This window comes from Nocardia arizonensis (genome assembly GCF_001310275.1).
In the GTDB taxonomy this organism is placed as follows: Bacteria; Actinomycetota; Actinomycetes; order Mycobacteriales; family Mycobacteriaceae; genus Nocardia; species Nocardia arizonensis.
Window position 1 is genome coordinate 1 of record NZ_LGYZ01000009.1, and the last position, 25,048, is coordinate 25,048.

At 69.8% G+C, this 25,048-nt stretch carries 28 protein-coding genes and 1 pseudogene; 22 read left to right on the top strand and 7 right to left on the bottom strand.

What is annotated here, in order from left to right:
* The first annotated feature begins 282 nt into the window (after positions 1 to 282).
* The 6 genes from APZ21_RS01400 to APZ21_RS01425 all read left to right on the top strand — a co-directional run bounded on the left by APZ21_RS01400 (position 283) and on the right by APZ21_RS01425 (position 6,869).
* The gene (locus APZ21_RS01400; RefSeq protein WP_054811364.1) at positions 283 to 1,449 is read left to right on the top strand and encodes an alpha/beta fold hydrolase; all 1,167 of its coding nucleotides are present in this window, start codon (positions 283 to 285) and stop codon (positions 1,447 to 1,449) included.
* A 91-nt stretch (positions 1,450 to 1,540) separates the two neighbouring features.
* The gene (locus tag APZ21_RS01405; protein ID WP_082392732.1) at positions 1,541 to 2,635 is read left to right on the top strand and encodes an ABC transporter substrate-binding protein; all 1,095 of its coding nucleotides are present in this window, start codon (positions 1,541 to 1,543) and stop codon (positions 2,633 to 2,635) included.
* The gene (locus APZ21_RS01410; protein ID WP_054811365.1) at positions 2,635 to 3,504 is read left to right on the top strand and encodes an ABC transporter permease; all 870 of its coding nucleotides are present in this window, start codon (positions 2,635 to 2,637) and stop codon (positions 3,502 to 3,504) included. Before APZ21_RS01405 ends, APZ21_RS01410 begins: the two co-directional genes overlap by 1 nt.
* The gene (locus APZ21_RS01415; RefSeq protein ID WP_054811366.1) at positions 3,480 to 4,244 is read left to right on the top strand and encodes an ABC transporter ATP-binding protein; all 765 of its coding nucleotides are present in this window, start codon (positions 3,480 to 3,482) and stop codon (positions 4,242 to 4,244) included. Before APZ21_RS01410 ends, APZ21_RS01415 begins: the two co-directional genes overlap by 25 nt.
* Positions 4,241 to 5,590: an LLM class flavin-dependent oxidoreductase gene (locus APZ21_RS01420; protein ID WP_054811367.1), complete on the top strand. Its 1,350-nt coding sequence runs from the start codon at positions 4,241 to 4,243 to the stop codon at positions 5,588 to 5,590. Before APZ21_RS01415 ends, APZ21_RS01420 begins: the two co-directional genes overlap by 4 nt.
* Positions 5,591 to 5,666: 76 nt before the next feature.
* Complete coding sequence (locus APZ21_RS01425) at positions 5,667 to 6,869, top strand: MFS transporter (protein WP_239476440.1); 1,203 nt, start codon at positions 5,667 to 5,669, stop codon at positions 6,867 to 6,869.
* Between the two features lie 49 nt (positions 6,870 to 6,918).
* Here the strand turns inward: APZ21_RS01425 and APZ21_RS01430 are convergent, their stop codons facing one another.
* Positions 6,919 to 7,503, bottom strand: coding sequence for a TetR/AcrR family transcriptional regulator C-terminal domain-containing protein (locus tag APZ21_RS01430; protein WP_054811368.1), 585 nt, complete (start codon positions 7,501 to 7,503; stop codon positions 6,919 to 6,921).
* A 101-nt stretch (positions 7,504 to 7,604) separates the two neighbouring features.
* Here APZ21_RS01430 and bioB point away from each other — a divergent pair, with 101 nt between their 5' ends.
* The 4 genes from bioB (at position 7,605) to APZ21_RS01450 (ending at position 10,035) form a co-directional block, all read left to right on the top strand.
* Positions 7,605 to 8,642 (top strand): biotin synthase BioB, encoded by a 1,038-nt coding sequence (gene bioB / locus APZ21_RS01435; protein ID WP_054811369.1) that lies wholly within the window; start codon positions 7,605 to 7,607, stop codon positions 8,640 to 8,642.
* 9 nt (positions 8,643 to 8,651) lie between these two features.
* Positions 8,652 to 8,879, top strand: coding sequence for a biotin synthase auxiliary protein BsaP (bsaP, locus tag APZ21_RS01440; RefSeq protein ID WP_054811370.1), 228 nt, complete (start codon positions 8,652 to 8,654; stop codon positions 8,877 to 8,879).
* On the top strand, positions 8,879 to 9,526 hold the full coding sequence (locus tag APZ21_RS01445) for a DUF2567 domain-containing protein (RefSeq protein ID WP_082392733.1): 648 nt from the start codon (positions 8,879 to 8,881) through the stop codon (positions 9,524 to 9,526). The genes bsaP and APZ21_RS01445 overlap by 1 nt, the downstream gene beginning before the upstream one ends.
* Before the next feature lie 311 nt (positions 9,527 to 9,837).
* Complete coding sequence (locus APZ21_RS01450; protein ID WP_156370553.1) at positions 9,838 to 10,035, top strand: hypothetical protein; 198 nt, start codon at positions 9,838 to 9,840, stop codon at positions 10,033 to 10,035.
* A gap of 52 nt (positions 10,036 to 10,087) precedes the next feature.
* On the opposite strand, the gene APZ21_RS01455 is transcribed toward APZ21_RS01450, so the two are convergent.
* Complete coding sequence (locus APZ21_RS01455) at positions 10,088 to 10,846, bottom strand: NUDIX hydrolase (RefSeq protein ID WP_054811372.1); 759 nt, start codon at positions 10,844 to 10,846, stop codon at positions 10,088 to 10,090.
* Positions 10,847 to 10,922: 76 nt separating this feature from the next.
* Here APZ21_RS01455 and nadA point away from each other — a divergent pair, with 76 nt between their 5' ends.
* The 3 genes from nadA to nadC are packed head-to-tail and all read left to right on the top strand — an operon-like array spanning position 10,923 to position 14,575.
* On the top strand, positions 10,923 to 11,966 hold the full coding sequence (gene nadA / locus APZ21_RS01460) for a quinolinate synthase NadA (protein ID WP_054811418.1): 1,044 nt from the start codon (positions 10,923 to 10,925) through the stop codon (positions 11,964 to 11,966).
* Positions 11,953 to 13,671, top strand: a complete 1,719-nt coding sequence (locus tag APZ21_RS01465) for an L-aspartate oxidase (RefSeq protein ID WP_054811373.1) — start codon at positions 11,953 to 11,955, stop codon at positions 13,669 to 13,671. Before nadA ends, APZ21_RS01465 begins: the two co-directional genes overlap by 14 nt.
* Positions 13,672 to 13,699: 28 nt before the next feature.
* Positions 13,700 to 14,575, top strand: a complete 876-nt coding sequence (gene nadC / locus APZ21_RS01470) for a carboxylating nicotinate-nucleotide diphosphorylase (protein WP_054811374.1) — start codon at positions 13,700 to 13,702, stop codon at positions 14,573 to 14,575.
* Between the two features lie 2 nt (positions 14,576 to 14,577).
* Here nadC and APZ21_RS01475 read toward each other — a convergent pair whose 3' ends face one another.
* Together APZ21_RS01475 and APZ21_RS01480 are read right to left on the bottom strand one after the other, a co-directional pair.
* Positions 14,578 to 15,756 (bottom strand): winged helix DNA-binding domain-containing protein, encoded by a 1,179-nt coding sequence (locus APZ21_RS01475; protein WP_054811375.1) that lies wholly within the window; start codon positions 15,754 to 15,756, stop codon positions 14,578 to 14,580.
* A 26-nt stretch (positions 15,757 to 15,782) separates the two neighbouring features.
* Entirely contained in the window at positions 15,783 to 16,277 is a 495-nt protein-coding gene (locus APZ21_RS01480) for a tellurite resistance TerB family protein (RefSeq protein ID WP_082392734.1), read from the bottom strand.
* A 204-nt stretch (positions 16,278 to 16,481) separates the two neighbouring features.
* Here APZ21_RS01480 and APZ21_RS01485 point away from each other — a divergent pair, with 204 nt between their 5' ends.
* From APZ21_RS01485 to APZ21_RS01495, 4 genes and pseudogenes are all read left to right on the top strand, one after another.
* A complete protein-coding gene (locus APZ21_RS01485; RefSeq protein ID WP_054811376.1) occupies positions 16,482 to 17,441 on the top strand; it encodes an alpha/beta hydrolase family protein in 960 nt (319 codons plus the stop codon).
* A pseudogene (locus tag APZ21_RS36220) lies at positions 17,380 to 17,688 on the top strand (penicillin-binding transpeptidase domain-containing protein); the annotation flags it as partial. The gene APZ21_RS01485 and the pseudogene APZ21_RS36220, both read left to right, overlap by 62 nt.
* Before the next feature lie 44 nt (positions 17,689 to 17,732).
* The gene (locus APZ21_RS01490; RefSeq protein WP_420845267.1) at positions 17,733 to 18,380 is read left to right on the top strand and encodes a penicillin-binding transpeptidase domain-containing protein; all 648 of its coding nucleotides are present in this window, start codon (positions 17,733 to 17,735) and stop codon (positions 18,378 to 18,380) included.
* A 199-nt stretch (positions 18,381 to 18,579) separates the two neighbouring features.
* Positions 18,580 to 20,142: a serine/threonine-protein kinase gene (locus APZ21_RS01495; protein ID WP_371852366.1), complete on the top strand. Its 1,563-nt coding sequence runs from the start codon at positions 18,580 to 18,582 to the stop codon at positions 20,140 to 20,142.
* A 54-nt stretch (positions 20,143 to 20,196) separates the two neighbouring features.
* Here the strand turns inward: APZ21_RS01495 and APZ21_RS01500 are convergent, their stop codons facing one another.
* Positions 20,197 to 20,778 (bottom strand): TerD family protein, encoded by a 582-nt coding sequence (locus tag APZ21_RS01500; RefSeq protein ID WP_054811378.1) that lies wholly within the window; start codon positions 20,776 to 20,778, stop codon positions 20,197 to 20,199.
* A 213-nt stretch (positions 20,779 to 20,991) separates the two neighbouring features.
* Here APZ21_RS01500 and hisH point away from each other — a divergent pair, with 213 nt between their 5' ends.
* The 5 genes from hisH (at position 20,992) to hisI (ending at position 23,796) form a co-directional block, all read left to right on the top strand.
* Complete coding sequence (gene hisH, locus APZ21_RS01505; RefSeq protein WP_054811420.1) at positions 20,992 to 21,627, top strand: imidazole glycerol phosphate synthase subunit HisH; 636 nt, start codon at positions 20,992 to 20,994, stop codon at positions 21,625 to 21,627.
* An 87-nt stretch (positions 21,628 to 21,714) separates the two neighbouring features.
* Positions 21,715 to 22,446: a bifunctional 1-(5-phosphoribosyl)-5-((5-phosphoribosylamino)methylideneamino)imidazole-4-carboxamide isomerase/phosphoribosylanthranilate isomerase PriA gene (gene priA / locus APZ21_RS01510; RefSeq protein WP_054811379.1), complete on the top strand. Its 732-nt coding sequence runs from the start codon at positions 21,715 to 21,717 to the stop codon at positions 22,444 to 22,446.
* A gap of 7 nt (positions 22,447 to 22,453) precedes the next feature.
* Positions 22,454 to 22,636: a hypothetical protein gene (locus tag APZ21_RS01515; RefSeq protein ID WP_054811380.1), complete on the top strand. Its 183-nt coding sequence runs from the start codon at positions 22,454 to 22,456 to the stop codon at positions 22,634 to 22,636.
* A gap of 4 nt (positions 22,637 to 22,640) precedes the next feature.
* Complete coding sequence (gene hisF / locus APZ21_RS01520; RefSeq protein ID WP_054811381.1) at positions 22,641 to 23,414, top strand: imidazole glycerol phosphate synthase subunit HisF; 774 nt, start codon at positions 22,641 to 22,643, stop codon at positions 23,412 to 23,414.
* Between the two features lie 34 nt (positions 23,415 to 23,448).
* Positions 23,449 to 23,796, top strand: coding sequence for a phosphoribosyl-AMP cyclohydrolase (gene hisI / locus APZ21_RS01525; RefSeq protein WP_054811382.1), 348 nt, complete (start codon positions 23,449 to 23,451; stop codon positions 23,794 to 23,796).
* Positions 23,797 to 23,809: 13 nt separating this feature from the next.
* Here hisI and APZ21_RS01530 read toward each other — a convergent pair whose 3' ends face one another.
* Together APZ21_RS01530 and APZ21_RS01535 are read right to left on the bottom strand one after the other, a co-directional pair.
* Positions 23,810 to 24,229 (bottom strand): MarR family winged helix-turn-helix transcriptional regulator, encoded by a 420-nt coding sequence (locus tag APZ21_RS01530; RefSeq protein WP_156370559.1) that lies wholly within the window; start codon positions 24,227 to 24,229, stop codon positions 23,810 to 23,812.
* A gap of 308 nt (positions 24,230 to 24,537) precedes the next feature.
* On the bottom strand, positions 24,538 to 24,999 hold the full coding sequence (locus tag APZ21_RS01535) for a peroxiredoxin (protein WP_054811383.1): 462 nt from the start codon (positions 24,997 to 24,999) through the stop codon (positions 24,538 to 24,540).
* Between the last annotated feature and the right edge of the window lie 49 nt (positions 25,000 to 25,048).

The following is a 25,048-nucleotide window of genomic DNA, read 5'->3' on the forward strand; positions in this document are numbered from 1 at the left end:
GGACCCAGATTCTGGGTCCCCTACCGGCGTTTGGGGCGTATTTCCGCCCGTGGAGGCCCCCGGCATGCTGCCGGGGGCCTCCCGCCATTTCGGGGGGTTTTCTTCCGCTCGGATCATTCCTTCTCGTGGAGATTGTCGATCGATACCGGTCGTCGGCGGTTCAGCGCCGCGGCGTCGGGTATGGCGGCAGATGTTGTGCTTCCGCGCGTCCGATGACGGCCGATGCGGGCGGACGTCCGCCCGTCCGGGCGCGCCGGTACGGGAAGGAGTCGCTTCGGAGTGATGTCGCCGTCCTACGATCGGCACCCGTCCACGGTGTCGGATTGGAGCGACGCGCGTCGCAGGGCCCGGCTGCGGGAGACCCGCCTGGGGCACGGATGGCAGACGCTGCGTCGGACCAGACTGATATCGCTGCGGATGGCCGCGGTGCTCATCGCCGTTCTGTTCGTCTTCGTCCAGTACTGGACCATCGATGTCGCCCCCGAACGGGATCGCCTGGCCCACACCGAACCGTCGGTGCTGCCGGTCGCCCAGCCCGCCGACGAGCGCAACTGGGATACGGTCGTCGTGGATATGGTCGGGCTCGGCGGGCTCAATGCCTCCGACACCGCGGCATCGCTGCCCTCGCTGCGCCGGATGGGCGTGGTGTGGGCCATCAGATACGACAATCGCGGTATCGACACCAAGGTGATCGCCGATCTCATCACCCGCGCCGCCCTGATGTCGGGGATGAAGAACGTGATACTGGTCGGGCACAGTATGGGCGGAGTCGTCGCCCTCGAGGTCGGCAAGCACATCCACACCCACAGCGACCGCCGACTGGTGGCGGTGCTGTTGGACTGCACACCGATGGATCTGAACGCCGTGCGGCCGCAGAGCCGCGGGCGCGGTGAGGACATGGTGCGGTGGATGCGATGGTTGCCGGGAGCCCGGGAGAGCCGCGCGCTGCGCACCGCGGTGGAAACCTACGCCCGCCGGGAACAATTCCTCGACCGCTCGCGCTACGGTCTGCCGGGGGTCCGCAGTGACCGATTGCAGGAGGTGGTCGATGACGTGTGGCGGGAGAAGATCCTGTCCGCCGATGTGGCCAGCAATGGACTGATCGAATCGCAATTCCTGGCTATCGTCGCGGGTGGTGCGGTCGACGATCTGCGGGCGCTGTCGGAACCGGTGGACGGAAAGCCGCGGCCCGCCGTGGTTTTCCTGCGTCCGCGCGATCCGTCTGCCGACACCGTGGTCGATGTCGCCTATTCGCATCGGTTGCTCGTCGAGCGCGTGGGCGGTGTGGACGGGAGTTTGCTCGTGGTGTTCCCGCGCGGTACCGGGCACGCCAATCCGCGGCAGCGGCCGAGCGAATACAACCGCGTCATAGCGGATCAGGTGCTGCCGTTCGTGCAGCGATATCAAGCGCAAGCCAGGGCAGCGGGCGCGTCGGCTGCGCCGCGCTGACAAAGCCGCGGGTCGAAGACTCCGCCCAGGGTTCGAATCACGCGAACTCGAACCGTATGCCCGCTCGACGCGGCTTGATTCAATCCCATACATGTATCGACCAACTATGTTTCTCACCGGCCGTCGTGGCCGCACCACAGCCGCGTTGCTCGCCGCGGCGATCGTTGCGAGCCTGGGATTGACCGGTTGCGGAAGCGATGACACCGCGGTCGGTACCACCTCCGCCGACGCGCCGCTGCCGACCGAGGTGCCCGCGGGCACCTCATTGACCGTGGCCGATCAGTCGGAACGGTTACAGCAGGCGCTGCGGTTGTCCGGCGAGTTGGACAAGCTGCCGTTCAAGGTGCAATTCGCCAATTTCGTCGGCGGTCCCGCGATTCTCGAGGCGTTCCGCGCCGAGGCCGCCGACGTGGCGCCGGTGGGCGATGTACCGCCGATCCACGCCCTCGCCGCGAAACAGGACGTGCCGATCGTGGCCGCGTACCAGACCGCCACCGACGCGATGAAACTCGCGGTGGCGCCGGGGCGTTCGGTCACCCGGCCGGCAGAGCTCCGGGGTAAGAAGATCGCCTACGCCGAGGGCACCGCCCAGCAGGCCGCGGTGCTGCGCGCGCTGGACAAGGCGAAGCTGCGGCCCGGCGATGTGGAACTGGTCCGTTTGCAGCTCGCCGAATTCCCCGACGCGGTCCGCACGGGTCAGGTCGACGTCGCGCCGCTGCTCGAACCCAATGTCACCCGGTTCCTGCGCACTCCGGGCGCCTCGTTGGTCCCGGACTCCGAGACCGCGGGCATCTACCCGGGCCTCGCCTACCTCTACGCGCGCCGGGCGGTATTGCGGGACCCGGCGAAGGCGGCCGCCACCCGCGCGCTGGTGGCGGCGTATGTACGGGCCTACCAGTGGGTCAATACCCATCCGCGGGAGTTCGCGCAGAAGTACTACGTGGACAACCAGAAGGTCGGTCCCGAGGACGCCGGGCGGATCGTGGAATCCTTCGGCGTCTACACCTTCCCGCATCTGGATCAGGCGCTGGTCGACCGCCAGCAGGCCACCATCGATCTCATCGACGCGGTCGGCGAACTGCCAAGGAAGATCAAGGCGTCGGACGGCTTCGACCTCCGGTTCGACGCCGTCATCACCCAGACGGTGACCGAAGTCGGCGCCGCCTTCGAACGGGGGAAGAGCTGATGGCCATTCGCACCGCCGACGCCGGATTCGTCGGCAGGTTGCCCCGGGCCGGGCGCGTCGAGCCCGCGGTGCTCGCGCGGCGCAAACCCGCACGCCGCCGACTCGGCCCCGGTCGGCCAATCCCGTTCGGCATCGCCGTCGGACCGGTCCTGCTGATCGCCGCCTGGGTGGTCGGATCGGCCACCGGCAGCATCGACGCCGAGACACTGCCCGCGCCGTGGACGGTCGCACGGACCGCCCGCGATCTGATCGATGACGGGCGTTTGCAGTCGAATCTGCTGACCTCGTTGCAGCGCGCCGGACTCGGGCTCGGCATCGGTGTCGCCGCCGGACTCGTGTTGGCGCTGGTCGCCGGACTGAGCCGGGTCGGTGAGGCCCTGGTGGACGGCCCGATCCAGATCAAGCGGGCCATTCCGACACTGGCGCTGATCCCGCTGTTCATCGTGTGGTTCGGCATCGGCGAGGAGATGAAGCTCATCGTCATCACCACCAGTGTCGCCATCCCGGTCTATATCAATACACACGCGCAGCTGCGCAGTGTGGACGCCCGCTACGTGGAACTCGCTCAGACCGTGGGACTTTCGCGCTTGGCCTTCGTCCGGCAGGTGGCGCTGCCCGGTTCGCTGCCGGGCTTCTTCACCGGTCTGCGGCTCGCGGTCACCATCGCCTGGCTGGCACTGGTCGTGGTGGAACAGGTCAATGCCACCAGCGGAATCGGCTATCTCATGACCCAGGCGCGCACCTACGGCCAGATCGACGTCATCGTGGTCGGGCTCGTGATCTACGGTCTGCTCGGACTGTTCGGCGACATCGCCGTGCGCACCGCCGAGAGGAGGGCGTTGTCATGGCGACAGACATTGGCGGACTGACCGATTCGCGGGTCGTGCGACTTCGCGGACTGAGTCGCGGCTTCGGCGACCGGGTGGTGTTGCGCGGCGTCGACGTCGATATCGCGCGCGGTGAATTCGTCGCACTGCTCGGGCGCAGCGGTTCGGGCAAGAGCACGCTGCTGCGGGCACTGGCCGAACTCGACTACGACGTACCGGGTTCGGGCGAGTTGGAGGTGCCCGGTGAACGCGCCGTGGTGTTCCAGGATTCGCGGCTGCTGCCGTGGCTGCGGGTGCTCGACAATGTGACCCTCGGTCTGGGCGGGGCCGACGCCGACGCGCGCGGCCGCACCGCGCTCGCCGAAGTCGGTCTGGCCGGACGCGAGCGGGCTTGGCCCAAGGAACTCTCCGGCGGCGAACAGCAGCGGGTCGCGCTGGCCCGGTCGCTGGTGCGGGAGCCGGAACTGCTGCTGGCCGACGAACCCTTCGGCGCGCTGGACGCGCTGACACGTATCAAGATGCACGCGCTGTTGCAGGAGCTGTGCGCCGAGCACAAGCCCGCCGTCCTGCTGGTCACCCACGATGTCGACGAGGCCGTGGTGCTCGCCGACCGGGTGCTCGTGCTCGACGAGGGGCGTATCACCCTCGACCAGCGCGTAGACCTGCCCCGTCCGCGTCGCCATGGCGATCGGGAATTCATCCGGTTGCGCGAGACGCTGCTGGCCGGACTCGGCGTGGACGCCACCTATACTCCGTCGACTTCTCACGAGGATGCCTCATGAACGAGCCCCGTCAGCTCAGCCTCAATGCCTTCATCTACCCGTCGGGACATCACGAGGCGGCGTGGCGGCATCCGCAGAGTCAGCCGCACCGCATCTACGATGTGCGCTACTACCAGGAGATCGGCCGCACCGCCGAGGCGGCGAAGTTGGACGCGGTCTTCTTCGCCGACGGCCCGGCGCTGCGCACCGAGGTGAGGCACAACGCCGCCTCGGGACTGGAGCCGATCACCCTGCTGACCGCGATCGCCACCGCCACAACACATCTCGGCCTGATCGCGACCGCGTCGACCACCTATTACGAGCCCTACAACCTGGCGCGGCTGTTCTCCACGCTCGACCACATCTCCGGCGGGCGCGCGGGCTGGAACATCGTCACCACCGGCACCGATCTGGCCGCGGCCAATTTCGGGCTGGACCGCCACCCGGATCACGCCGAACGTTATGCCCGCGCAAGGGAATTCGTCGACGCCGTGGTGGCGCTGTGGGACAGCTGGGAAGACGACGCCATCGTGCTGGATCGTGCCGCCGGCGTCTACGCCGACACCGACAAGATCCACCCGATCGACTTCGCCGGTGAATTCCTCAAGGTGCGCGGGCCGTTCAACGCGCCGCGCACACCGCAGGGACATCCGGTGCTGGTGCAGGCCGGCGCCTCCAACGACGGCCGCGCCTTCGCCGGACAGTACGCCGAGGCGATCTTCACCGCTCACCAGCGGCTCGAGGACGCACAGGTCTTCTACGCCGACATCAAGACCAAGGCGCGCGAATTCGGCCGCGATCCCGACCAGGTCAAGATCCTGCCCGGGATCAGTCCGTTCATCGCCGACACCGAGCAGGCGGCCAAGCGGCTCGAACGCGAGTTCAACGAGCTCACCGTGCCGGAGTACGGACTGAAGCAGCTCGAGGGCATCGCGAACACGAGCCTGCGCCATCTGCCGCTGGATGAACCCATTCCGCTCGAATTGTTCAGCGACGCGGGCGATGTCGTCGACAACGCGCGCAGCCGCCGCCAGGTTGTCGCGGGTATCGTGCGGCGGGAGCGGCCCACCGTGCGCGGGCTGCTGCACCGGCTCGCGGGTGCGCGCGGGCACCGCGTCTTCGCGGGCACGTCGGAACAGGTGGCCGACACTATCGAGGAATGGTTCCGCAACGGGGCCGCCGACGGGTTCAATGTCATGCCGCCCTACTACCCGGGCGGCCTGGAGGTCTTCGCCGAGACCGTGGTGCCGATCTTGCAGCGGCGCGGGATCTTCCGCACCGAGTACACCGGCACGACCCTGCGGGATCACTTCGGACTGACTCGTCCGGCGAGTCGGTTCGCGCCGCGGCCGGCCTCGGTGCGGTGAGCACCGCGGGCTGCTGTTCGAGCCGGTCCGCTCCGCCGCGATCGCCCGGCGCGCCGGTAGCCGTGGTGGTCGCCTCGTGACCGGGTACACCGAATCCGGTGTCGCGGTGACGGGTTCGTATTCGCCGCGCCACCTCACGTGGACGATCTTCGTTCCGATGGCGGTCTACAGCATCGGAAGTGGCGCGGCCGCACCGATGTACGCGCTGCGGGCGCTCGATCTCGGCGCCTCGGCGGGCGCCGCCGGGCTGGTCGTCGCGCTCACCGGATTCGGGATGGTGCTCGCGGATCTGCCCGCGGGCGCCGTCGTGGCGCGCATCGGGGAACGCGGCGCGATCGGGGCGGGTTCGGTGATCGGCGTCGTCGGGGTGGTCGCGGCCATCTGCGCCCACGCGATGTGGTTGTTCGCCATCGGGATGGTGTTGATCGGCGTGTCGGGAGCGGTGTGGGGGTTGGCGCGCCAGTCGTATCTGGTCGCGGTCGTCCCGCCCGCGCACCGGGGCCGTGCGCTGTCGTTGATGGCCGGATCGTCGCGATTCGGCACCTTCTGCGGTCCGTTTCTCGGCGCGGCGCCGGTGCACTTCTTCGGGCCCGACGGCGCGCTGTGGCTGCAATTGGGCGCGACCGTCATCTCGGCCGCCGCCATGATGTCGATCGGCGAACCGGAGGGCGGGCGGGCGGTCGCGGGCGGACGGTCGCTGCGTGTCGTCGTCATCGAGAATCGCCGGGCGCTCGGCACTTTGGGCTCGGGAGCGTTGTTGACCGGCGCGGCGCGATCCGCGCGACTGACACTGCTGCCGCTGTGGGCGGCCCATATCGGGGTCGGCGCGGTGGCCACCAGCCTCATATTCGGTGTGGCGGGCGCCGTCGACGTGCTGATGTCGTATCCGGCGGGCGTGTGGATCGACCGCGTCGGGCGGCGCGGCACCGGGGTGCCCGCCATGTTGCTGTTCGCGCTCGGATACGGCATCGTGCCGTTGACCTCGTCGGCGGTCGCGCTCGGGGCGGCGGCGGTGGTGCTCGGCATCGCCAATGGCCTCAGCAACGGGTTGATCATGACCGTGGGCGCCGACGCCGCACCGCTGGGTCGCCGGGCGGAATTCCTCGGTGCGTGGCGACTCACGCACGATGTGGGCTATTTCGTGGGGCCCATCGCGGTCGGGTTGGCGGGTGCGGCGGCGTTGGGCGCCGCGGCGGTCACCATGGCGCTCGCCTCGGTGGCGGGCGCGGAGACCATGCGGCGCTGGTTCCCGGGAGCGCCCGCTGGAGCGGCGCGCTGAGCGCCGCCTCGATGACGGGGGACCCGGCGGGTCACCGCTGGACCCCGGATCAGCGAACGCGGCTGCCGAGCAGGTGGCGGACGCCGCCGACGAACAGTTGCAGGCCGAAGTCGAATCGGGCGGTGGCGTCGACGGGGTCCGACAGCGGCGAGGCGTCCTCGGCGAGGGCGCCCACCGAATCCATCTGCATGCGCGACTGTTCGTCGACGGTCTGGCCGAGCACGTAGTAGAGCAGGGTGAACGCCGCCGATTCGGCTTCACCGCGCGGCATACCGGCCCGCAGCGCCGCGCTGACCATGCGTTCGCGGCCCTTGCTGGTGGTGAGCCGGGAGGCGTAGGTGGCCGAGACCAGTTCGGCGCCGTCGCGGTAGGCGAGCAGGCAGTCGCGCAGTCGGTGCGCCAATTCGGTGATCTGGTCGGACCATTCGACCGCGAACACGGGTTCGTCCATGGGCGCGAGTATCCGGTCCGCGACCGCGCCGAGCAGTGCCTGCTTGTTCGGGAAGTGCCAGTACAGCGCGCCGGGCTGGACCTGGAGCGACCCGGCCAGCCGCCGCATGGTCAGATCGGCGAGACCGTACCGGTCGAGGATGGCGATCGCGCCATCGACGACATCCGCCCGGTGCAATTGCACGTGACAATCCTCCGATGTTTTGACTCGCTGTCCACCGCTACCCTAGCCTGAACACCGTTCAAGTTGCACGGCCACCTCGGCCGGACGAAGGGATTCGCGCAATGACGCAGGCACCCGCGGTTACCGAGACGCAGGCAACCGTGACCACCGACATTCTGGCTGTCGCTCGCGAGCAGGTGCTCGTACGCGGCGAGGGGCTGAGTCAGGAACAGACCCTCGAGGTGCTGCGCCTCGGCGACGACCGCCTCGAGGAACTGCTCGCGCTCGCGCACGAGGTACGGATGAAGTGGTGCGGCCCCGAGGTCGAGGTCGAGGGCATCATCTCGCTCAAGACCGGCGGTTGCCCCGAGGACTGTCACTTCTGCTCGCAGTCGGGCCTGTTCCAGTCGCCGGTGCGCGCCGCCTGGCTCGACATCCCGAGTCTGGTCGAGGCCGCCAAGCAGACCGCCAAGACCGGCGCAACCGAATTCTGCATCGTCGCGGCCGTGCGCGGTCCTGACGAACGGCTGATGGCACAGGTCGCCGCCGGTGTCGAGGCCATTCGCAACGAGGTCGACATCCAGGTCGCCTGTTCGCTGGGCATGTTGAACCAGGATCAGGTGGACCGGCTCGCGGCCATGGGTGTGCACCGCTACAACCACAATCTCGAGACCGCGCGCTCCTACTTCCCGAACGTGGTCACCACCCACTCCTGGGAGGAGCGCTGGGACACCCTGCGCATGGTGCGCGAGGCGGGTATGGAGGTGTGCTGCGGCGGCATCCTCGGCATGGGCGAGACGCTGGAGCAGCGCGCGGAATTCGCCGCGAACCTGGCGGCGCTCGAGCCGGACGAGGTGCCGCTGAACTTCCTCAACCCCCGCCCGGGGACCCCCTTCGGCGATCTCGAGGTGCTGCCCGCCGCCGACGCGCTGCGCGCCGTCGCCGCGTTCCGACTCGCCTTGCCGCGCACCATATTGCGTTTCGCGGGCGGTCGCGAGATCACCCTCGGCGACCTCGGCGCCAAACAGGGCATCCTCGGCGGCATCAACGCCGTCATCGTCGGCAACTACCTGACCACGCTTGGCCGCCCGGCCGAAGCCGACCTCGACCTGCTCGGTGAACTGAAGATGCCGATCAAGGCACTCAACGAAACGCTGTGAGCCGCGACCATGAGTAATGTCATGGACATGGACGCGCGCTACAACCCGTTCACCGGTGAACCGGTCGTGCCGGGACGCGAGGAGGCGGTGCCCGCCGCGGCGGCACTCGGCCTGGAGCCGCCGAGATACTGCGAGCAGTGCGGACGCCGCATGGTGGTGCAGGTGAGCCCCGACGGGTGGTGGGCCCGCTGCTCGCGCCACGGAGTCATCGACTCGGCGACGCTGGAACCCCGCTAGTGCGGGGGGCCGAGCAGAACGGTCTGCGGCGCGAGGTGGGCGCCGGTCTGACGACCGTGGCCGCGGTGGCGGTCGCGGGTATCGTCGGCGGGGTGATCTGGGGTCTGCTGGCCCCCGCCGAACAGCTGCTGGTCACCCAGCCGGGGCGCGGGGCCGCCCTGACCGGGGAGAGCGTGCACCAATTCGATTCCGTGGCGATCTTCGTCTGTATCGGCGCGGCGCTTGGAGTGCTGTCCGCGGCGAGCGCGTGGCGGCTGCGCGGCGTGCGCGGTCCGATTCTCCAACTCGGCGTGCTGCTCGGGGCCGCGCTGAGCGCCTGTGTCATGCGACTGGTCGGCGAAGCGGTGGCCGAATGGCACCATCCGCGACCCGATGACCCGCCGGTGGGGCAGATCATCTCCATCGCTCCGGTCGTTGGCACCGCGCTGGCGCTGATCGTCCAACCGCTGATCGCCTCGCTGGTCATGCTGTTCCTGGCGGCGTTGAGCCCGCGCGAGGATCTCGGCACCGGATTCGGCGGCGCGTTCGGCGGGAGCCGTCCGGTGCCGAGGTACGGGCCGAACGCGCCCGAGCCCGTGAGCGGTCTCATTCCCTACGGCACGCCGATCCCGTACGAGGGTCACGCGGATCCGTTGTCGCGGAGTTGATCCGGTCACTGAGCGGTTCCGGTCGCCGGGTCGGAATCCGGCGCGCGGTCGTGTCGCGCCGTCGCCGGTGAGCCGGGGCAGCGCGGCGGTACGGCCGTTGCTCGGCAGAGTAGGTCGCCGATCGCGCCTTCGACGAGCAAGCGGGCCGTCGCCTGCGGTCCGGTCGGCGTCGGTGGCGTCGAGCCGGTAGCCGTCGAACCTCGCGGTCCCGCACCCGAGTTCGTCGGACCGGCGAGCACCGACCCGCGCCGCGATCGAATCCCGCCGAAAATCGCTGGTAGGGCAGACCTCCGCACGGATACCCTGTAGTGGTGAGTCGACGGGAGGTGTCGGTGATGAAGGGGATCGGGAAGTCCGTGCCGGGGGTCGAGCCCGCCGACGAGCGCCCGGATCTGGTGGCGTGGCGGCGGCGTAACGCGCTGCGGCAGTGCAATGCCGCCCAGCCCGTGCGCAACAAGCGCAAGTACCGGCGCGGCGCCAAGCATCGCAAGCGCGGACAGCACGACTGAGAACACTTCGAAACCGGTTGCGGCCCCGATCATCACGGTGATCGGGGCCGTGTCACGTCGGCGGCCGGAACGCCGCGAACTCGTCGGTGACGCGGATGACGGAATCGGTGAACCGGTACAGCGCCGCGGGGCGTCCACCCGCCCGGCCGGGCGGTGCCGTGTCACCGGTGGGGGTGATGACCCCGCGGCGTGAGAGCACGCGCTGGAGGTTGGTCGTGTCCACGTCGTAACCCAGTGCGGCGCAATAGATCGCGCGCAGCGTGGACATGGTGAAGGTATCGGGGGCCAGCGCGAAGGCGATATTCGTGTAGGACAGTTTCGCCGCGAGGCGGGTGCGGGCGTGGTCGACGACGACACCGTGGTCGAAGGACATGGTCGGCAGGGCCGAGACCGGATGCCAGGTGGTGTCGTCGGGCAGTTTCGGATCGGCGGTGAGCGGGACCAGGCCGAGGTAGGCCGAGGCGATGCGGCGCGGCGCGGGCACTCGGTCGGGTGCGCTGAAGACGGCGAGCTGCTCGAGGTGGGCCAGTTCGCGCACGTCGACCTTCTCGGCGAGTTGGCGCCGGGCGGAGGTGTCGAGATCCTCGTTGTCGCGCAGTCGGCCGCCCGGTAGGGACCAGGTGTCCTTCTGCGGGTCGAGTGCGCGTTCCCACAGCAACACCGCCAGTTCGGTTCGCCGGCCGGGCCGGGGGGCGGCGTAACCCGTTTCCACGGGCTCGGCGACGCTGCTACCTGCGGTGATGTCCTCGCAGAAGCGGCGAACCTGGAACACCGCGGTGAGCGTTTCGTGGATGGTGCTACTATGGGGCACGTTTTCGATTCTAAGTCGAAAACCTGGTTGGGTGCGAATCGGCGAGATCGCCGACCGCACGAAGAAGGGAGCCATCATGGCGACGACAGGTGCGAACACGGCGCCCGCGCTGATGGAACACGTGATCGACGGACCGTTCGGATTCACCGGAGTCGAGGCGACGCCGGAGTGGGCGCGGGAGATTCGGCGGCTCGCGCGCGAGCGCAACGCGACCATCCTGGCGCACAACTACCAGCTGCCCGAGATCCAGGACGTGGCGGACCACGTCGGTGACTCGCTGGCGCTCTCGCGCATCGCGGCCGAAGCCGCGCAGGACACCATCGTGTTCTGCGGCGTGCACTTCATGGCCGAGACCGCCAAGATCCTCAGCCCGGACAAGACCGTGCTGATTCCCGATCAGCGCGCGGGCTGTTCGCTGGCCGATTCGATCACCGCGGATGAGCTGCGCGCCTGGAAGGCCGAATACCCGAACGCCGTGGTCGTCTCGTACGTGAACACCACCGCCGAGGTCAAGGCATTGACCGATATCTGCTGCACCTCGTCCAACGCCGTTGACGTGGTGGCGTCCATCGATCCCGAGCGAGAGGTGCTGTTCCTGCCCGACCAGTTCCTCGGCGCGCACGTCAAGCGCGTGACCGGCCGGGAGAACATGCACATCTGGGCGGGCGAATGCCACGTGCACGCGGGCATCAACGGCGACGAACTCACCGAACAGGCCCGCACCAATCCCGACGCCGAGCTGTTCGTGCACCCCGAATGCGGCTGCGCCACCTCGGCGCTGTACCTGGCGGGCGAGGGCGCGTTCCCCGCCGAGCGGGTGCACATCCTGTCCACCGGCGGCATGATCGACGCCGCGCGCGCGGCCACCTCGAATCGGGTGCTGGTGGCCACCGAGATCGGCATGCTGCACCAGTTGCGCAAGGCCGCGCCCGGTATCGATTTCCGGGCCGTCAACGATCGCGCGTCCTGCAAGTACATGAAGATGATCACCCCGGCCGCGCTGCTGCGATGCCTGACCGACGGCGCCGACGAGGTGCACGTCGACCGGGAGATGGCCGCGCGCGGCCGCAGTTCCGTCCAGCGCATGATCGAGATCGGAAACCCCGGTGGAGGCGAGTGAGGCCGCACGCGTCGAGTGGGAGACCACGGCCGATCTGGTCGTGATCGGCGGCGGCGTCGCCGGGCTCACCGCGGCGCGCACCGCGTCCCTGCGCGGATCACGGGTGTTGGTGCTCAGCAAGGGCGGTCCCACCGACACCGCGACGCAATACGCCCAGGGTGGTATCGCCGTGGTCGCCCCCGGCGGGGATTCCATCGAATCGCACGTGCAGGACACGGTGGCCGCGGGTGCGGGACTCTGCGAGGTCGACGCGGTGCGCTCGGTCGTCGAGGGCGGTCAGGCGGCGGTGGCCGCGCTGACCGACCTCGGCGCGGTCTTCGACCTCGGTCGCGACGGCCAGATCTCGCGCACCCGCGAGGGCGGCCACAGCATCCGGCGGATCATCCACGCGGGCGGCGACGCCACGGGCGCGGAGGTGCAGCGCGCACTCAACGCGGCGGGGTTGCCGGTGATGTTCGGCGCGGCGGCCTGCGAGGTGGTCACCGGACCCGGCGGCGTGCGGGGAGTGATCGCGGTGTCGGAACAGGGTTTCGGCGTAGTGCACACCCCGGCCGTGCTGCTGGCCACCGGCGGCCTCGGCCAGCTCTACGCGCTCAGCACCAATCCGCCCGGCGCGACCGCCGACGGTATCGCGCTGGCGCTGTGGGCGGGCGCGGCGGTCGCGGATCTGGAATTCGTGCAGTTCCACCCGACCGTGCTGTACACACCCGGCGGCACCGGTCGTCGTCCGCTGATCAGCGAGGCGGTGCGCGGCGAGGGCGCGACCCTGGTCGATAACCGCGGCCGGTCGGTGACCGCGGGGGCGCACCCGCGCGGTGACCTCGCCCCGCGCGATGTGGTCTCGCGGGCCATCGCCGCGCGCATGCGCGAACTCGGCGTCGACCACGTCTACCTCGACGCGCGCGGTATCGAGGAGTTCGACCGGCGTTTCCCCACCATCACCGCGTCCTGCCGCGCGGCCGGACTCGATCCGCGCGCCGATCTGATCCCGGTGGCCCCGGCCGCGCACTATCAGTGCGGCGGCGTGGTCACCGATCCGTACGGGCGCACCGGCGTGCCCGGTCTCTACGCCGCGGGTGAGGTGGCGCGCACGGGTCTGCACGGCGGCAACCGGCTGGCCTCCAACTCGCTGCTCGAGGGTCTCGTGATCGGGGAGCGGGTCGGCGTTGCCGTCGCCGAACGGCGCGAGGTCGCCGCCGAGGTCACCGAGGTCACCGGGATACGCACCCGCACCATGCCCCGGGTGGCGCGCGCGGCGGTACAACAGGTGATGACCGCGCACGCCTCGGTGGTTCGCGACCGTGACGGACTCGAGGAGGCGAGCGCGCGGCTGGAACGCGCGGTGCTGCGCAGTATGTCGACCCGGTTCGCCCAGTCGATCCGTGATCCCGGCGCGACGACCGTGCCCGCCGCGCCGGAGATAGTCGCCGCCCAACGTATCGCCGACCTCGAGGACGGCGCGCTGACCCTCACCGCGCGGGTCGTGCTGCTGGCCGCGAGCGTGCGAACCGAGAGTCGCGGCTGCCACACCCGATCCGACCATCCCTATTCCGAACCCGCACTGCGGCACAGTATTCCGATCCGCCTCGACAGCGACGGACATCCCGACGTGCGGCCGATGGGAGGCACTCCGGAAGGTCCGCTGCTGGCCGACCGGCTGGCCGCCGATCCGTACGGGCCGCCACTGTCGGTGGCCGTGCCGTGACCGCCGTCGACATCGTGAGGAGCGCCGCATGACCCACGCCCCCGTGACCCTCGACCCCGCACTGAACCGCGAGGAGGTCCGCACGCTGATCCGCACCGCGCTGGACGAGGATCTGCGCTACGGCCCCGACGTCACCACGCTGGCGACCGTGCCCGCCGACGCCGCGGTCAAGGCGTCGGTGGTCTCCCGCCAGTCCGGCGTGCTCGCCGGACTCGATATCGGCCTGCTCGTGTTGGACGAGGTGATCGGCGCGGGGAACTACGAGGTCACCGCGCGGGTCGCGGACGGGACCCGGCTCGACCCGGGCACGGCGGCACTGGGGATCGTCGCGCCGACCCGCGCTCTGCTGACCGCCGAGCGGACCATGCTCAACCTTGTCTGCCATCTGTCCGGCATCGCCACCGCCACCGCGGCCTGGGTCGCCGAGGTGGCGGGCACCGGATGCCGCATCCGTGACAGCCGCAAGACCCTGCCCGGTCTGCGCGCCATCCAGAAGTACGCGGTGCGGGTGGGCGGCGGAGTGAACCACCGGATGGGTCTCGGCGACGCCGCGCTGATCAAGGACAACCACGTGGTCGCCGCCGGATCGGTGGTCGAGGCATTGCGCGCGGTCCGGGCGCTGGCACCGGACATCCCGTGCGAGGTCGAGGTGGACAGCCTCGAACAGCTCGACGCCGTCCTGGCCGAGGGCGTGGAACTCGTACTGCTGGACAACTTCCCGCTGTGGCAGACCCAGGCGGCGGTGCAGCGCCGCAATGCCGTCGCGCCGGGAACCGAACTGGAATCCTCCGGCGGACTGCGGCTGGAGGACGCCGCCGACTACGCGCGCACCGGTGTCGACTATCTGGCGGTCGGGGCGCTCACCCATTCGGTGCGCGTGCTCGACCTCGGACTCGACATGTAGCGTCAGGCGGTCAGTTCCCGTTCCAGCGGGGTGCGGAAGCGGGGGATCGCGCGCACGTCGCCGTACCATTCGGCGATGCGGGCGATCTCCTCGTCGATGGCGGCGCGTGCCTGCGCGCCGACGTCCTCGAGCAGCCGGTGCGCGATCCGGCCGTCCTTGCGCTGACCCCAGCCGCCGACGATGCGGCCGTCCCACCAGATACTCGGACCGATATTGCCGTTGCGGTCGAACAGCGCCGGTCCGTGCGGACCCAGAAACCACTCGCGCGACCGCCATCCCATCGGGGTCGGGTCGAGTGCGGGCAGCACCGCCGCCGCCGGCTCCGGTGCGGCGACGGGCTCGAGATCGTCGGCCAGGACGACGCCGGTCGTTCCGTCCAGATCGACCTCGACCACGTCGAGGCGGGCGAGGGTCGCGCGGACCTGCGCGAGTGTCCAGCCGGTCCACCATTTGAGGTCCGCGACCGGTGCGGGCCCGAAGGCGCGCAGCCAACGGCGCACCAGTTCGTCGCGGGCATGTTCGGGCGCCGGCGTCGGCACGCCGTCGGGCAGCCACGATTCGATGGGCGCCCAACTGTACTGGCTGCTGGTCCACCCGCCGTTGGGGCGGCCGCGCACGATGCGCCCTTGGCAGCCGAGGATCACCAGCACCCAGGTGGTGATGTTCGTCGGCCGCGAATAGCTCTTGTCCGGCGCCGTATTCACCTGGGTGCGCAGCGCGGGCACGTCCTTGCTGAGCTGCGCCCCGGTGGCCGCGCCGCGAGCCAGCAACGCCCGGTGCGTCTGCTCCTCGACATCGGCCAGCCACGGTGCGACCGGTCCGTCCACGACCGCGGCCGCGTCGATGAACTTGCCGTAGGTGCGCCGCTGCCGCACCGCCAGATCGTCGGCGCACGAGGCTTGCAGGGCGGGCACCAGATCGACCGGTGCGACGAACATCGTGCGTCGCATGGCCAGCATGCGCAGCAACGAACGATCCTCGTACAGCGCCCTTTCCACATCGGCGGGCCGGGCAACGTGTGACCGCGCGCCGATCGAGAGGAAGACCGTGGCCGGGTCGGTGGCGTGCAACACCACCAGCGAGCGCACGATGTCGGCGACATCGTCACCGCGCGTCGCGTGCGCGAGCCGATGCCGAACGGAGAGCCGAGCCCGCCGCTGCGCGGCATCGATCGAACGCATATGCGAATACTAGCCGCGCACCGCCCTCACAGTCCGAACTGCCCCGGATCCAGTCGCAGCGCCCCGCACGCCTCGCGGACCGCGGCAACCTCGGCCTGATCGAAGTCGCCGTCGGCATTGCCGATCATGATCCCGATCTGCACCACGGCCTCGGCCTCGGTCGCCTTGCCCGCGACCTTGGCGATCTGCTGGAGCACATGCGCGCGGCCGAAGGCGGGGTCGGCGGTGATCCTGGCGCAGTTGTCCTCGAACAGCGCGCGCAGTTCGTCGGCGGGGAAATTGCCGAGCGCCGGTTCGGTGCCGACCAGTCCGGCCACCCGCGTCCGCTCGCTCGGATCGATCGTGCCGTCGGCCGCCGCGACCAGCGCGCACATGCCCATCGCGGCGTCTCGGAACGCCCCGCCGCGCAGGTCGTTCTTCTTGGCCAGCAACTGCTTACGCCACTGCGGCGCCTTGTCCATCACATCCATCAGACGGCCGAAGGTGTTCGCGTTGGACACCAGCCTGTTCAAGAAGGCCATGACTGCTCCCCGGAGAGTGGGTTCGGCCCGCGGGCGGAATCCCGAAATCGACATAGGACACGCGCGCACCGCGACGTCCGGCCTGCGCGCCTCATTATCGGCCAAAAGCCGGGCGGTGTTAATCCCTCGGGCGCATCGAACGACACCGCCGCGTGCGATCATGCGGACATGAGGCGCGCGTGCGGATTGCCTGCTGTTTGCTTGATGCTGTTGGCCTTGTCGATCGCCGCGGGTGTCACCGGGGCGCAGGCCGGAGCCGACCCGGACTGTCCGGTGCGGGTCGCGGTGCGGCCGGTGTCGATCACGGTGGACGGCGAGCAGGCCACCGGCCGGGTGTACGAACCCGAACGCTGCGGCGCGGCGCGGGCGCGGGCACTGGTCGTCGCGGTGCACGGACACAACGGTTCATCGGCGGACTACGCCGACTACCTGACCGCCATCGCGGCGCGCACCGAAACCCCGTTGCTGGTCATGGATCTGCGCGGCGATACAGGGACGTGGCGTACCGGGGAGTGGAATCTGTGGGCGGGGCAGCGCGACATCGTCGCCGCCACCCGCTGGTACCGCGACGCGCGTCCCGATATCGCGCGCACCGTGCTGTGGGGCTGGAGCCAGGGCGCCATCACGGGCGGACTCGCCGCCGCGCACGGACCGCGCGGACTGTTCGACTACTGGGTCGACAACTACGGTCCCGCCGACGATTTCACCATGTGGGCGGGCGGCGCGGCGGTCGATCCGGCGTTGCCCGGTCAGATCGAACGCGACGCGGGCGGTTGTTCGCCGATCGTCTGCCCCGCGGCCTACGCCGAACGTTCGCCCGTCCTGCTGGCCGGGCGCATGGATGTGCGCCGGGCGTTCGTGGTGCACGGCACCGCCGACACCGTGGTGCCCTACGCGGCAGGCCTGGAGATGCGCGCCGGACTCGTGGCGGCGGGCGTGCCGACCTCGATGTACACCGTGGTCACCGGTCGCGGACTCGACGGCGGCGTCGCGCCGGGCGACCACGGTGTCGGACCCGCCTTCTTCGAGGGCGGCTGCGTGGTGGAACGGCTGGTGCTCGGCAGCGAACCCGTGGACGGGCCGGACCGCGACTACCTGGTCGATGTCGCTTCGGGCACGGTCACCGCGCCGCCCGCCCCGCCCGGCGCCAAATGCGCCGCTTGAGTCGGCGGCGTCGGCGCGTCCGGGCCGGTGGCAGGCCGCGAAGCCACCACCCTCGACATCGGCCTCCAGCGCGCCGCGGAGGCCGCGCTGGCGCCGATCGGACAGCCCCGCCGCCGTCGTCGCGCTCACGCCGTCGACCGGTGCGGTGGTCGCGGTGGCGCAGAACGCCGCCGCGGACGCGCAGGGTCCGATCGCGCTGACCGGCCTGTATCCGCCCGGTTCGACCTTCAAGACGGTCACCGCGTCGGCCGCCCGCCAGGCCGGTACGGTCACCCCCGACACGGTGCTGCCCTGTCCTGGGGTGGCCGACATCGAGGGCCGCCGCATCCCCAACGACGACAACTTCGATCTTGGGCAGTGCCACTGCACACGGCCTTCGCCCGCTCCTGTAACACCACGATGGCCGCGCTGGCGGTGCGACTGCCCGCGACGGCGCTGACCGACGCCGCCGCCCAACTCGGCCTCGGCCTCGACTACGTGACCCCCGGACTGACCACGGTGACCGGCAAGGTGCCCGCCGCCGACACTCCCGCACAGCGGGTCGAATCGAGTATCGGCCAAGGGCAGGTCACGGCCTCGCCCTTCGGTATGGCACTGGTCGCCGCCGCCCTCGCGCACGGATCGCCGCCCGCGCCCGTCCTGGTCGCGGGTCGTCCCGGCGTCGCCGACCGCACCCCGGGCGCGCTGGCGGAATCGGTGGACGCCCAGATCCGCGCCATGATGCGCGAGACCGTCACCGGCGGCACCGCCACCGCCCTGACCGACATTCCGGGACTGCTCGGCAAGACGGGCACCGCCGAATACGGCGACAACACCCACGCGCACGGTTGGTTCGTCGGCATCGACGGCGATCTCGCCTTCGCGGTCTTCGTCGCCGACGCGGGCAGCTCGGCGCCCGCCGTCCAGGTCGCGGGGCGAATGTTGCGCGCACCACGCTGACTCGGCCCGGTTGTGTGAAGACACAGCACGGTCACGGCGATCGATGCGACGCGCCGGTTCCGTATCGAAATATCTCCGAGCTGGCGCGTGGGTTGGCGCGTGCGCCAGCTACACTCGTCGGCGGACCGTCAGCACGGTCAATATGCGGCATGTCACGATTTCGAGAAGGTTCGGAGTAGGCGCCATCGATACCGGTCAGTTGATCGCGGAGCATTACCGCCTGGTCGAGCGGATTGGTAGCGGCGGCACAGGCGTCGTCTGGCGTGCCGTCGACGAACGCCTGCAACGCTCGGTGGCGGTCAAGCAGATCCACATCCAGCCGAGCCTGCCGGAGGCCGAACGCGATGTCGTGCGCCAGCGCGCCATCCGCGAGGCACGCAACGCGGCCCGATTCCAGCATCCGAACGCCATCGTGGTCTTCGACATCACCGAACACGACGGCGATCCGTGTCTGGTGATGGAGTACATGAAGTCCAAGAGCCTGGCCGCGGTGCTCTCCGCGCAGGGCACGCTGCCCCTGACGCAGGTCTCGCGCATCGGCGAACAGGTCGCCTCGGCGTTGATCGCGGCGCATAACGCGGGCATCGTGCACCGCGATGTCAAACCGGGCAATGTCCTGCTCGACGACGCGGGCACGGTCAAGATCACCGACTTCGGCATCTCGCGCGCCACCGGCGATGTGACCCTCACCGAAACCGGGCTGATCTGCGGCACCGCCGCTTACCTCGCTCCCGAGGTGGCCCGCGGCGCCGATCCCACGCCCGCCGCCGACGTGTTCGCGCTCGGCGCGACACTGTTCCACGCACTCGAAGGCGAACCGCCCTACGGTGCGAGCCCGAATCCGCTCGCGGTGCTCTACGCGGCGGCCAACGGTCAGGTGAGCGAACCGCGTAACGCGGGTCAGGCCACCGATTTCCTGTTGCAGCTGCTCAGTCCCGATCCCGAGGATCGCCCGACGATGCGGGCGGCGCGTGATCATCTCGCCGCCTTCGCCGATTCCGCCGCCGCGCCGGTGCCCGCCGGTTTCGTGCCCGCCAGTGAGGCATACGCGCGCAGACAGGTCGGTCCGCCCGAGGTCGCGACCCGCTCGCTGCGCGCCGCGCCCGCCGCGAGTCCGCAGCCCGCGCCGCAGCGCAACGGCCGCCCGATGCCGCCGCCCAACCGCAACGGGCACAACGACACCGCCGCGCATCCGCGCCCGAGGACCCAGCCGCGTGCGGGGGAGCCCGCGCGCTCCAAGGGCAAGCGCAACGCCATCCTGATCGGCGGAATCGTCGGCGCGTGCGTGGCCGTGGCGGCGCTGCTGATCGGCGCGCTGAACCAGTCGGGGCCCGAAAAGCCGGGGCCGCAGGCGAGTCCGAGTTCGGTCACGGCGACGACCACCGGCGGCGCGCCGACGAGCTCGACCCCCGCGGCGCAGCTCGGCAAGACGCCGAGCGTCGGCTCGGTCGAATGGGGTCCGGCCGGTGAGCTGATCGTCGACTTCTACAGCAACCCGAGCGGTTCGTGGTCGCTGCTGACCCCGGCCGCGCAGAAGGTGTACGGCAGCGAGCAGGCATTCCGCCAGTACTGGGGTTCGCGCACCATCGACACCTTCGCCGATATCAACGGCACCAATCGCGGCGCCTATACCGACGGCTCGGTCGACATGCGGCTGGCCCAGCTCACCGTGGACGGTCAGACCACCTCGATGGTGCTGCACGTCATCGGCAGCGGCGGCGGCAGATTGCAGATCGACAGCGACACCCGGCCCACCGCCTGACGCGAACGGACACCGCGCGACGGTGAGGTCGCGATGTCCGCTCGCGCGCCCTCGTCAGGCCATCGCGAACCGCAGCAGCGCCTGCTTGTCACCCTGCTTGATCTTGCCCTTGCGATTGAGCACCTCGAGTTGCCAGACCGCGCCGTTGCGGAAGGTGCGTGCCACCGCGTTGGCGTTCTCGTTGCCGAGCAGCGACGGCCAGATGTCGGCGACCTGCTGGGAGCTGCCGCCGGTGGCGTCGTAGACCTTGAACGAGATGTTGTTCGCCTTGTCGAATGAGCTGCCCTTCTTGAACGCGGCGGCGACGAAGATGATCGCGTCGATACCCCCGGGCACGTCGGCGAAGCTGACCGTGACGGTCTCGTCGTCGCCGGAGGCCGCGCCGGTCTGTTCGTCACCTGAGTGCAGCACCGAGCCGTTGCCGAGCGGATCCAGCGAATCCAGACCTGCGAAACGCACGGGTTCGGACCCCTGCATGAGGATGGCGATCAAGTCGAGATCGACTCCCTTCTTCCTGCGTGCCCACCCGAGCGCACCGCCGCTGGTCCCCGCCGAAGGATCCCAGCTGACCCCGACAACCAGCCTGGTGATGCCCGCGAGATCCGCGGCGCCGTCTTCTTTCCTGAGCGTGATCATGGCAACAGACTACCGGCGAGGCCGAATTGCCGTGTGCGACACTGTTTTCGCTGGTCAGGGCGCAATACGCGGCGCGGTGGGAACGGAATTCGCCGAGTCGGAGCGGATTTCGAGTCGGGCCGGTCGGTTCGTCGGCCGTCCGTCGGACCGGACCATGGCATTCGGCGGGACCGGCCCGCAAAACCGCTGGTGCCGACCGATAGGGTGGAAATCGTGAGCACCACATCCGTCGCCCTGCTCGACTACGGTTCCGGCAACTTGCATTCGGCCGAACGCGCGCTGGTCCGCGCGGGCGCCACCGTCGAAGTGACCGCCGATCCACAGATCGCCCTGGCCGCCGACGGACTCGTGGTGCCCGGCGTCGGCGCCTTCGCCGCCTGCATGGCGGGACTGCGCGCGGTGCGCGGCGAACGCATCATCGGTCAGCGGCTCGCGGGTGGGCGTCCGGTGCTCGGCATCTGTGTCGGCATGCAGATCCTTTTCGAACGCGGCGTCGAATTCGGGGTGGAGACCGAAGGCTGCGCCGAATGGCCCGGCACCGTGGAACGCCTGTCCGCGCCGGTGCTGCCGCACATGGGGTGGAACACCGTATCCGCGCCCGCCGACAGCACACTGTTCGCGGGTCTGGATCGAGACACCCGGTTCTACTTCGTGCACTCCTACGCCGCCCAGACCTGGGATCTGCCGCCCAGCCAGCATTTCGCCAACCCGCGGCTCACCTGGGCCGAACACGGGGTGCCGTTCCTGGCCGCGGTGGAGAACGGCGCGCTCTCGGCCACCCAGTTCCACCCCGAGAAGTCCGGCGACGCGGGCGCGCAACTGCTGCGCAACTGGGTCACCTCGCTGTGACCGGTGACGCGGCCCGCTCGGGTGAGCTGTCGCATCGGCGCAGGCCCGGGGCTCGAATGCGCGGCGTGAGCCATTAAGCTCCTGTGAGTGAGTCTTGTGCTGTTGCCTGCCGTCGATGTCGCCAATGGTGAGGCCGTGCGTCTCGTACAGGGAGAGGCCGGTAGCGAAACCAGCTACGGCTCGCCCCGCGAGGCGGCGCTGGCCTGGCAGGAGGCGGGTGCGGAGTGGGTGCATCTGGTCGATCTCGACGCCGCCTTCGGGCGCGGGTCCAATCGTGAGCTGCTGGCCGAGGTGGTCGGCGAACTCGACGTCAAGGTCGAACTGTCCGGCGGCATCCGTGACGACGACTCGCTGCGCGCCGCTCTGGCCACCGGCTGCGCCCGGGTGAATCTGGGTACCGCCGCGCTGGAGGACCCGGTGTGGTGCGCCAAGGCCATCGCCGAACACGGCGACCGCGTCGCGGTGGGACTCGACGTGCGGATAGTCGACGGCGAGCATCGGTTGCGTGGGCGCGGCTGGGTCAGCGACGGCGGCGATCTGTGGGAGGTGCTCGAACGGCTCGAGCGCGACGGCTGTTCGCGCTACGTGGTCACCGACGTCACCAAGGACGGCACCCTGACCGGCCCCAATCTGGAACTGCTCCGCGATGTGTGCGCCGCCACCGACGCGCCGGTCATCGCCTCCGGCGGTGTGTCCACGGTGCGGGATCTGGTGGCAATCGCCGGACTCGTCCCCGCCGGGGTAGAGGGCTCGATCGTGGGCAAGGCGCTCTACGCGGGCCGGTTCACCCTGCCCGAAGCACTGGCGGCGGTGCGCTGAATCGACGATGGCCGCCGACCCGATCGCCGAACTCCCGGCCTTGCTCGCCGCCGCGCACGCCGTGCTCGATGACGCCGCGCCGCGTTTCGTCCAAGGCGTCGGCGGGCCGAGCGCGGTGATCAAGGGGCGCAACGACTTCGCAGTATCGGCGCGGTCGGCACGGCCTGATCTACTACCGAATGAAGGGTGAGGCAATGACGTTGGCGGTACGGGTGATTCCGTGTCTGGACGTGGACGCGGGCCGGGTGGTCAAGGGCGTCAATTTCGAGAATCTGCGTGACGCGGGCGATCCGGTGGAACTGGCGGCCCTCTACGACGCTCAGGGCGCCGACGAACTGACCTTTCTGGACGTGACCGCGTCCACCGGCGATCGCGGCACCATGATCGATGTCGTCACGCGCACCGCCGAGCAGATTTTCATCCCGCTCACCGTTGGCGGCGGGGTGCGCACCGTCGAGGACGTGGACCGGCTGTTGCGCGCGGGCGCGGACAAGGTCTCGGTGAATACCGCCGCCATCGCCCGCCCCGAGGTGCTACGGGAGATGAGCGAACGATTCGGTTCGCAGTGCATCGTGCTGTCGGTGGACGCGCGCACCGTGCCCGACGGGCAGCCCGACACCGCCTCCGGCTGGGAGGTCACCACCCACGGCGGCAAGCGCGGCACCGGCATCGACGCCGTGGAGTGGGCGGTGCGCGGCGCGGAACTCGGTGTCGGCGAGATCCTGCTGAACTCCATGGACGCCGACGGCACCAAGACCGGATTCGACCTGCCGATGATCCGCGCGGTGCGCGCCGCGGTGTCCGTTCCGGTCGTCGCCAGCGGCGGCGCGGGCGCGGTGGACGATTTCGCGCCCGCCGTGCACGCGGGAGCCGACGCGGTGCTTGCCGCCAGCGTCTTCCATTTCGGCGAACTCACCATCGGCGAGGTCAAGGAGTCGCTGCGCCGGGAGAAGATCGTCGTGCGCTGACGGGCGCCGATTCCGCGCTTGTTATAACGGTGATATGACATTGGATCCCGCCATCGCCGCCCGGCTCAAGCGCAACGACGCGGGCCTGGTCGCCGCGGTCGCCCAGGAGCGCGGCACCGGTGACGTGCTGATGGTCGCGTGGATGGACGACGAGGCGCTCGCGCGCACGCTCGACACCCGAAAGGCGACCTACTTCTCGCGCTCGCGCGGTGCGTACTGGGTGAAGGGTGAGACCTCGGGACATACCCAGTACGTGCACGAGGTGCGTCTGGACTGCGACGGCGACACCGTGTTGCTGGTGGTGGATCAGGAGGGGGCGGCCTGCCATACGGGCGCGCACACCTGCTTCGACGCCGATCGGTTGCTGGGCGAACCGGCCTGACTCGCGGCGGTCGTCAGCCGCGGGGCGATTCGGGCTGGGCGAGGATTTCGGTGAGCCGGGTTGCGAGGGTATCGCTCAGTTCGGCCAGCCGCACGGTTTCGTCGGGGCCGAGGCCGTCGAAGACCAGTCGGCGCACCGCGTTCAGATAGCCGGGCGCGGCCTCGACGACCTTCAGATAGCCGTCGTCGGTGAGCACCGCGTGCACGCCGCGGCGGCCCTCGGTGACCGACCGCTGTGCCAACCCGAGCCGCTCCAATTTGGAGACCACGTGCGACAGCCGCGATAGCGATGCGTTTGCTTTGTGGGCTAGATCACTCATTTGTAATCGATGACCCGGTTCTTCCGAGAGCAAGGTCAACACCCAGTATTCGAAATGCGTCACCCCGGATTCGCGCTGGAGTTGGGTGTCGAGCGCACTGGGTAGCCGAGTCATCAGCGCCACGATCGAGCGCCATGCTCGCTGTTCGACGGGGTCGAGCCACTTCGTCACTACATGCCTTCTTTCGAGCCAAGTGACGTGGGTCAGCGAATTCACAGTCACCCGCGAAGACGAGTTTGCCACGACTTCGCTCGACCGTCATGGAGTTGCCATATGTCGTGAGTTCATTCACATGGCCGCCCCGGCGGCGACGTGTTCGCGGTGATCCAGGCGGCGCGTTCAGCGGTTTTGCGCCACCGGTTCGGCGTCCGACCGGACCGGCCCGCCGGATCTCCCGGGAGGGGCCGCGTGGCTTGTTCGCGCTATTTCGCGCGCTCGCGCAGGAAGGCGAGCGCCTCGTCGGCGTGCACGTTCGCGCGCAGTTCGCCGGTGATCACCGTGAGGATCGTGCGGTCGGTGTCGATGACGAAGGTGTGGCGCTTGACCGGCGCGAGCTTGCCGAGCAGACCGCGCTTGACGCCGAATTTCGCGGCGACCGCGCCGCCGACATCCGACAGCAGCGGATAGCCGAGTCCCTGTGCGGCGGCGAAACCCGCCTGGGTATCGACCGCGTCGGTGGAGATGCCGGCGCAGCTCGCGCCCACCTTCTCGAATTCGGCGGACAGATCCCGGAAGTGGCACACCTCGGCGGTGCACACCGGGGTGTTGGCGGCCGGGTAGAAAAACAACACCAGGGGACCGTCGGCCAGCAGGCCGTCGAGCGAGCGGGAGGTCCCGGACTGATCGGGGAGCTCGAATTGCGGAGCGAGCCGGCCTGTCTGCATACCTGGACCCTACCGGTCGGCACGGAAAGGTCCAGGGCCGAGGAATCGG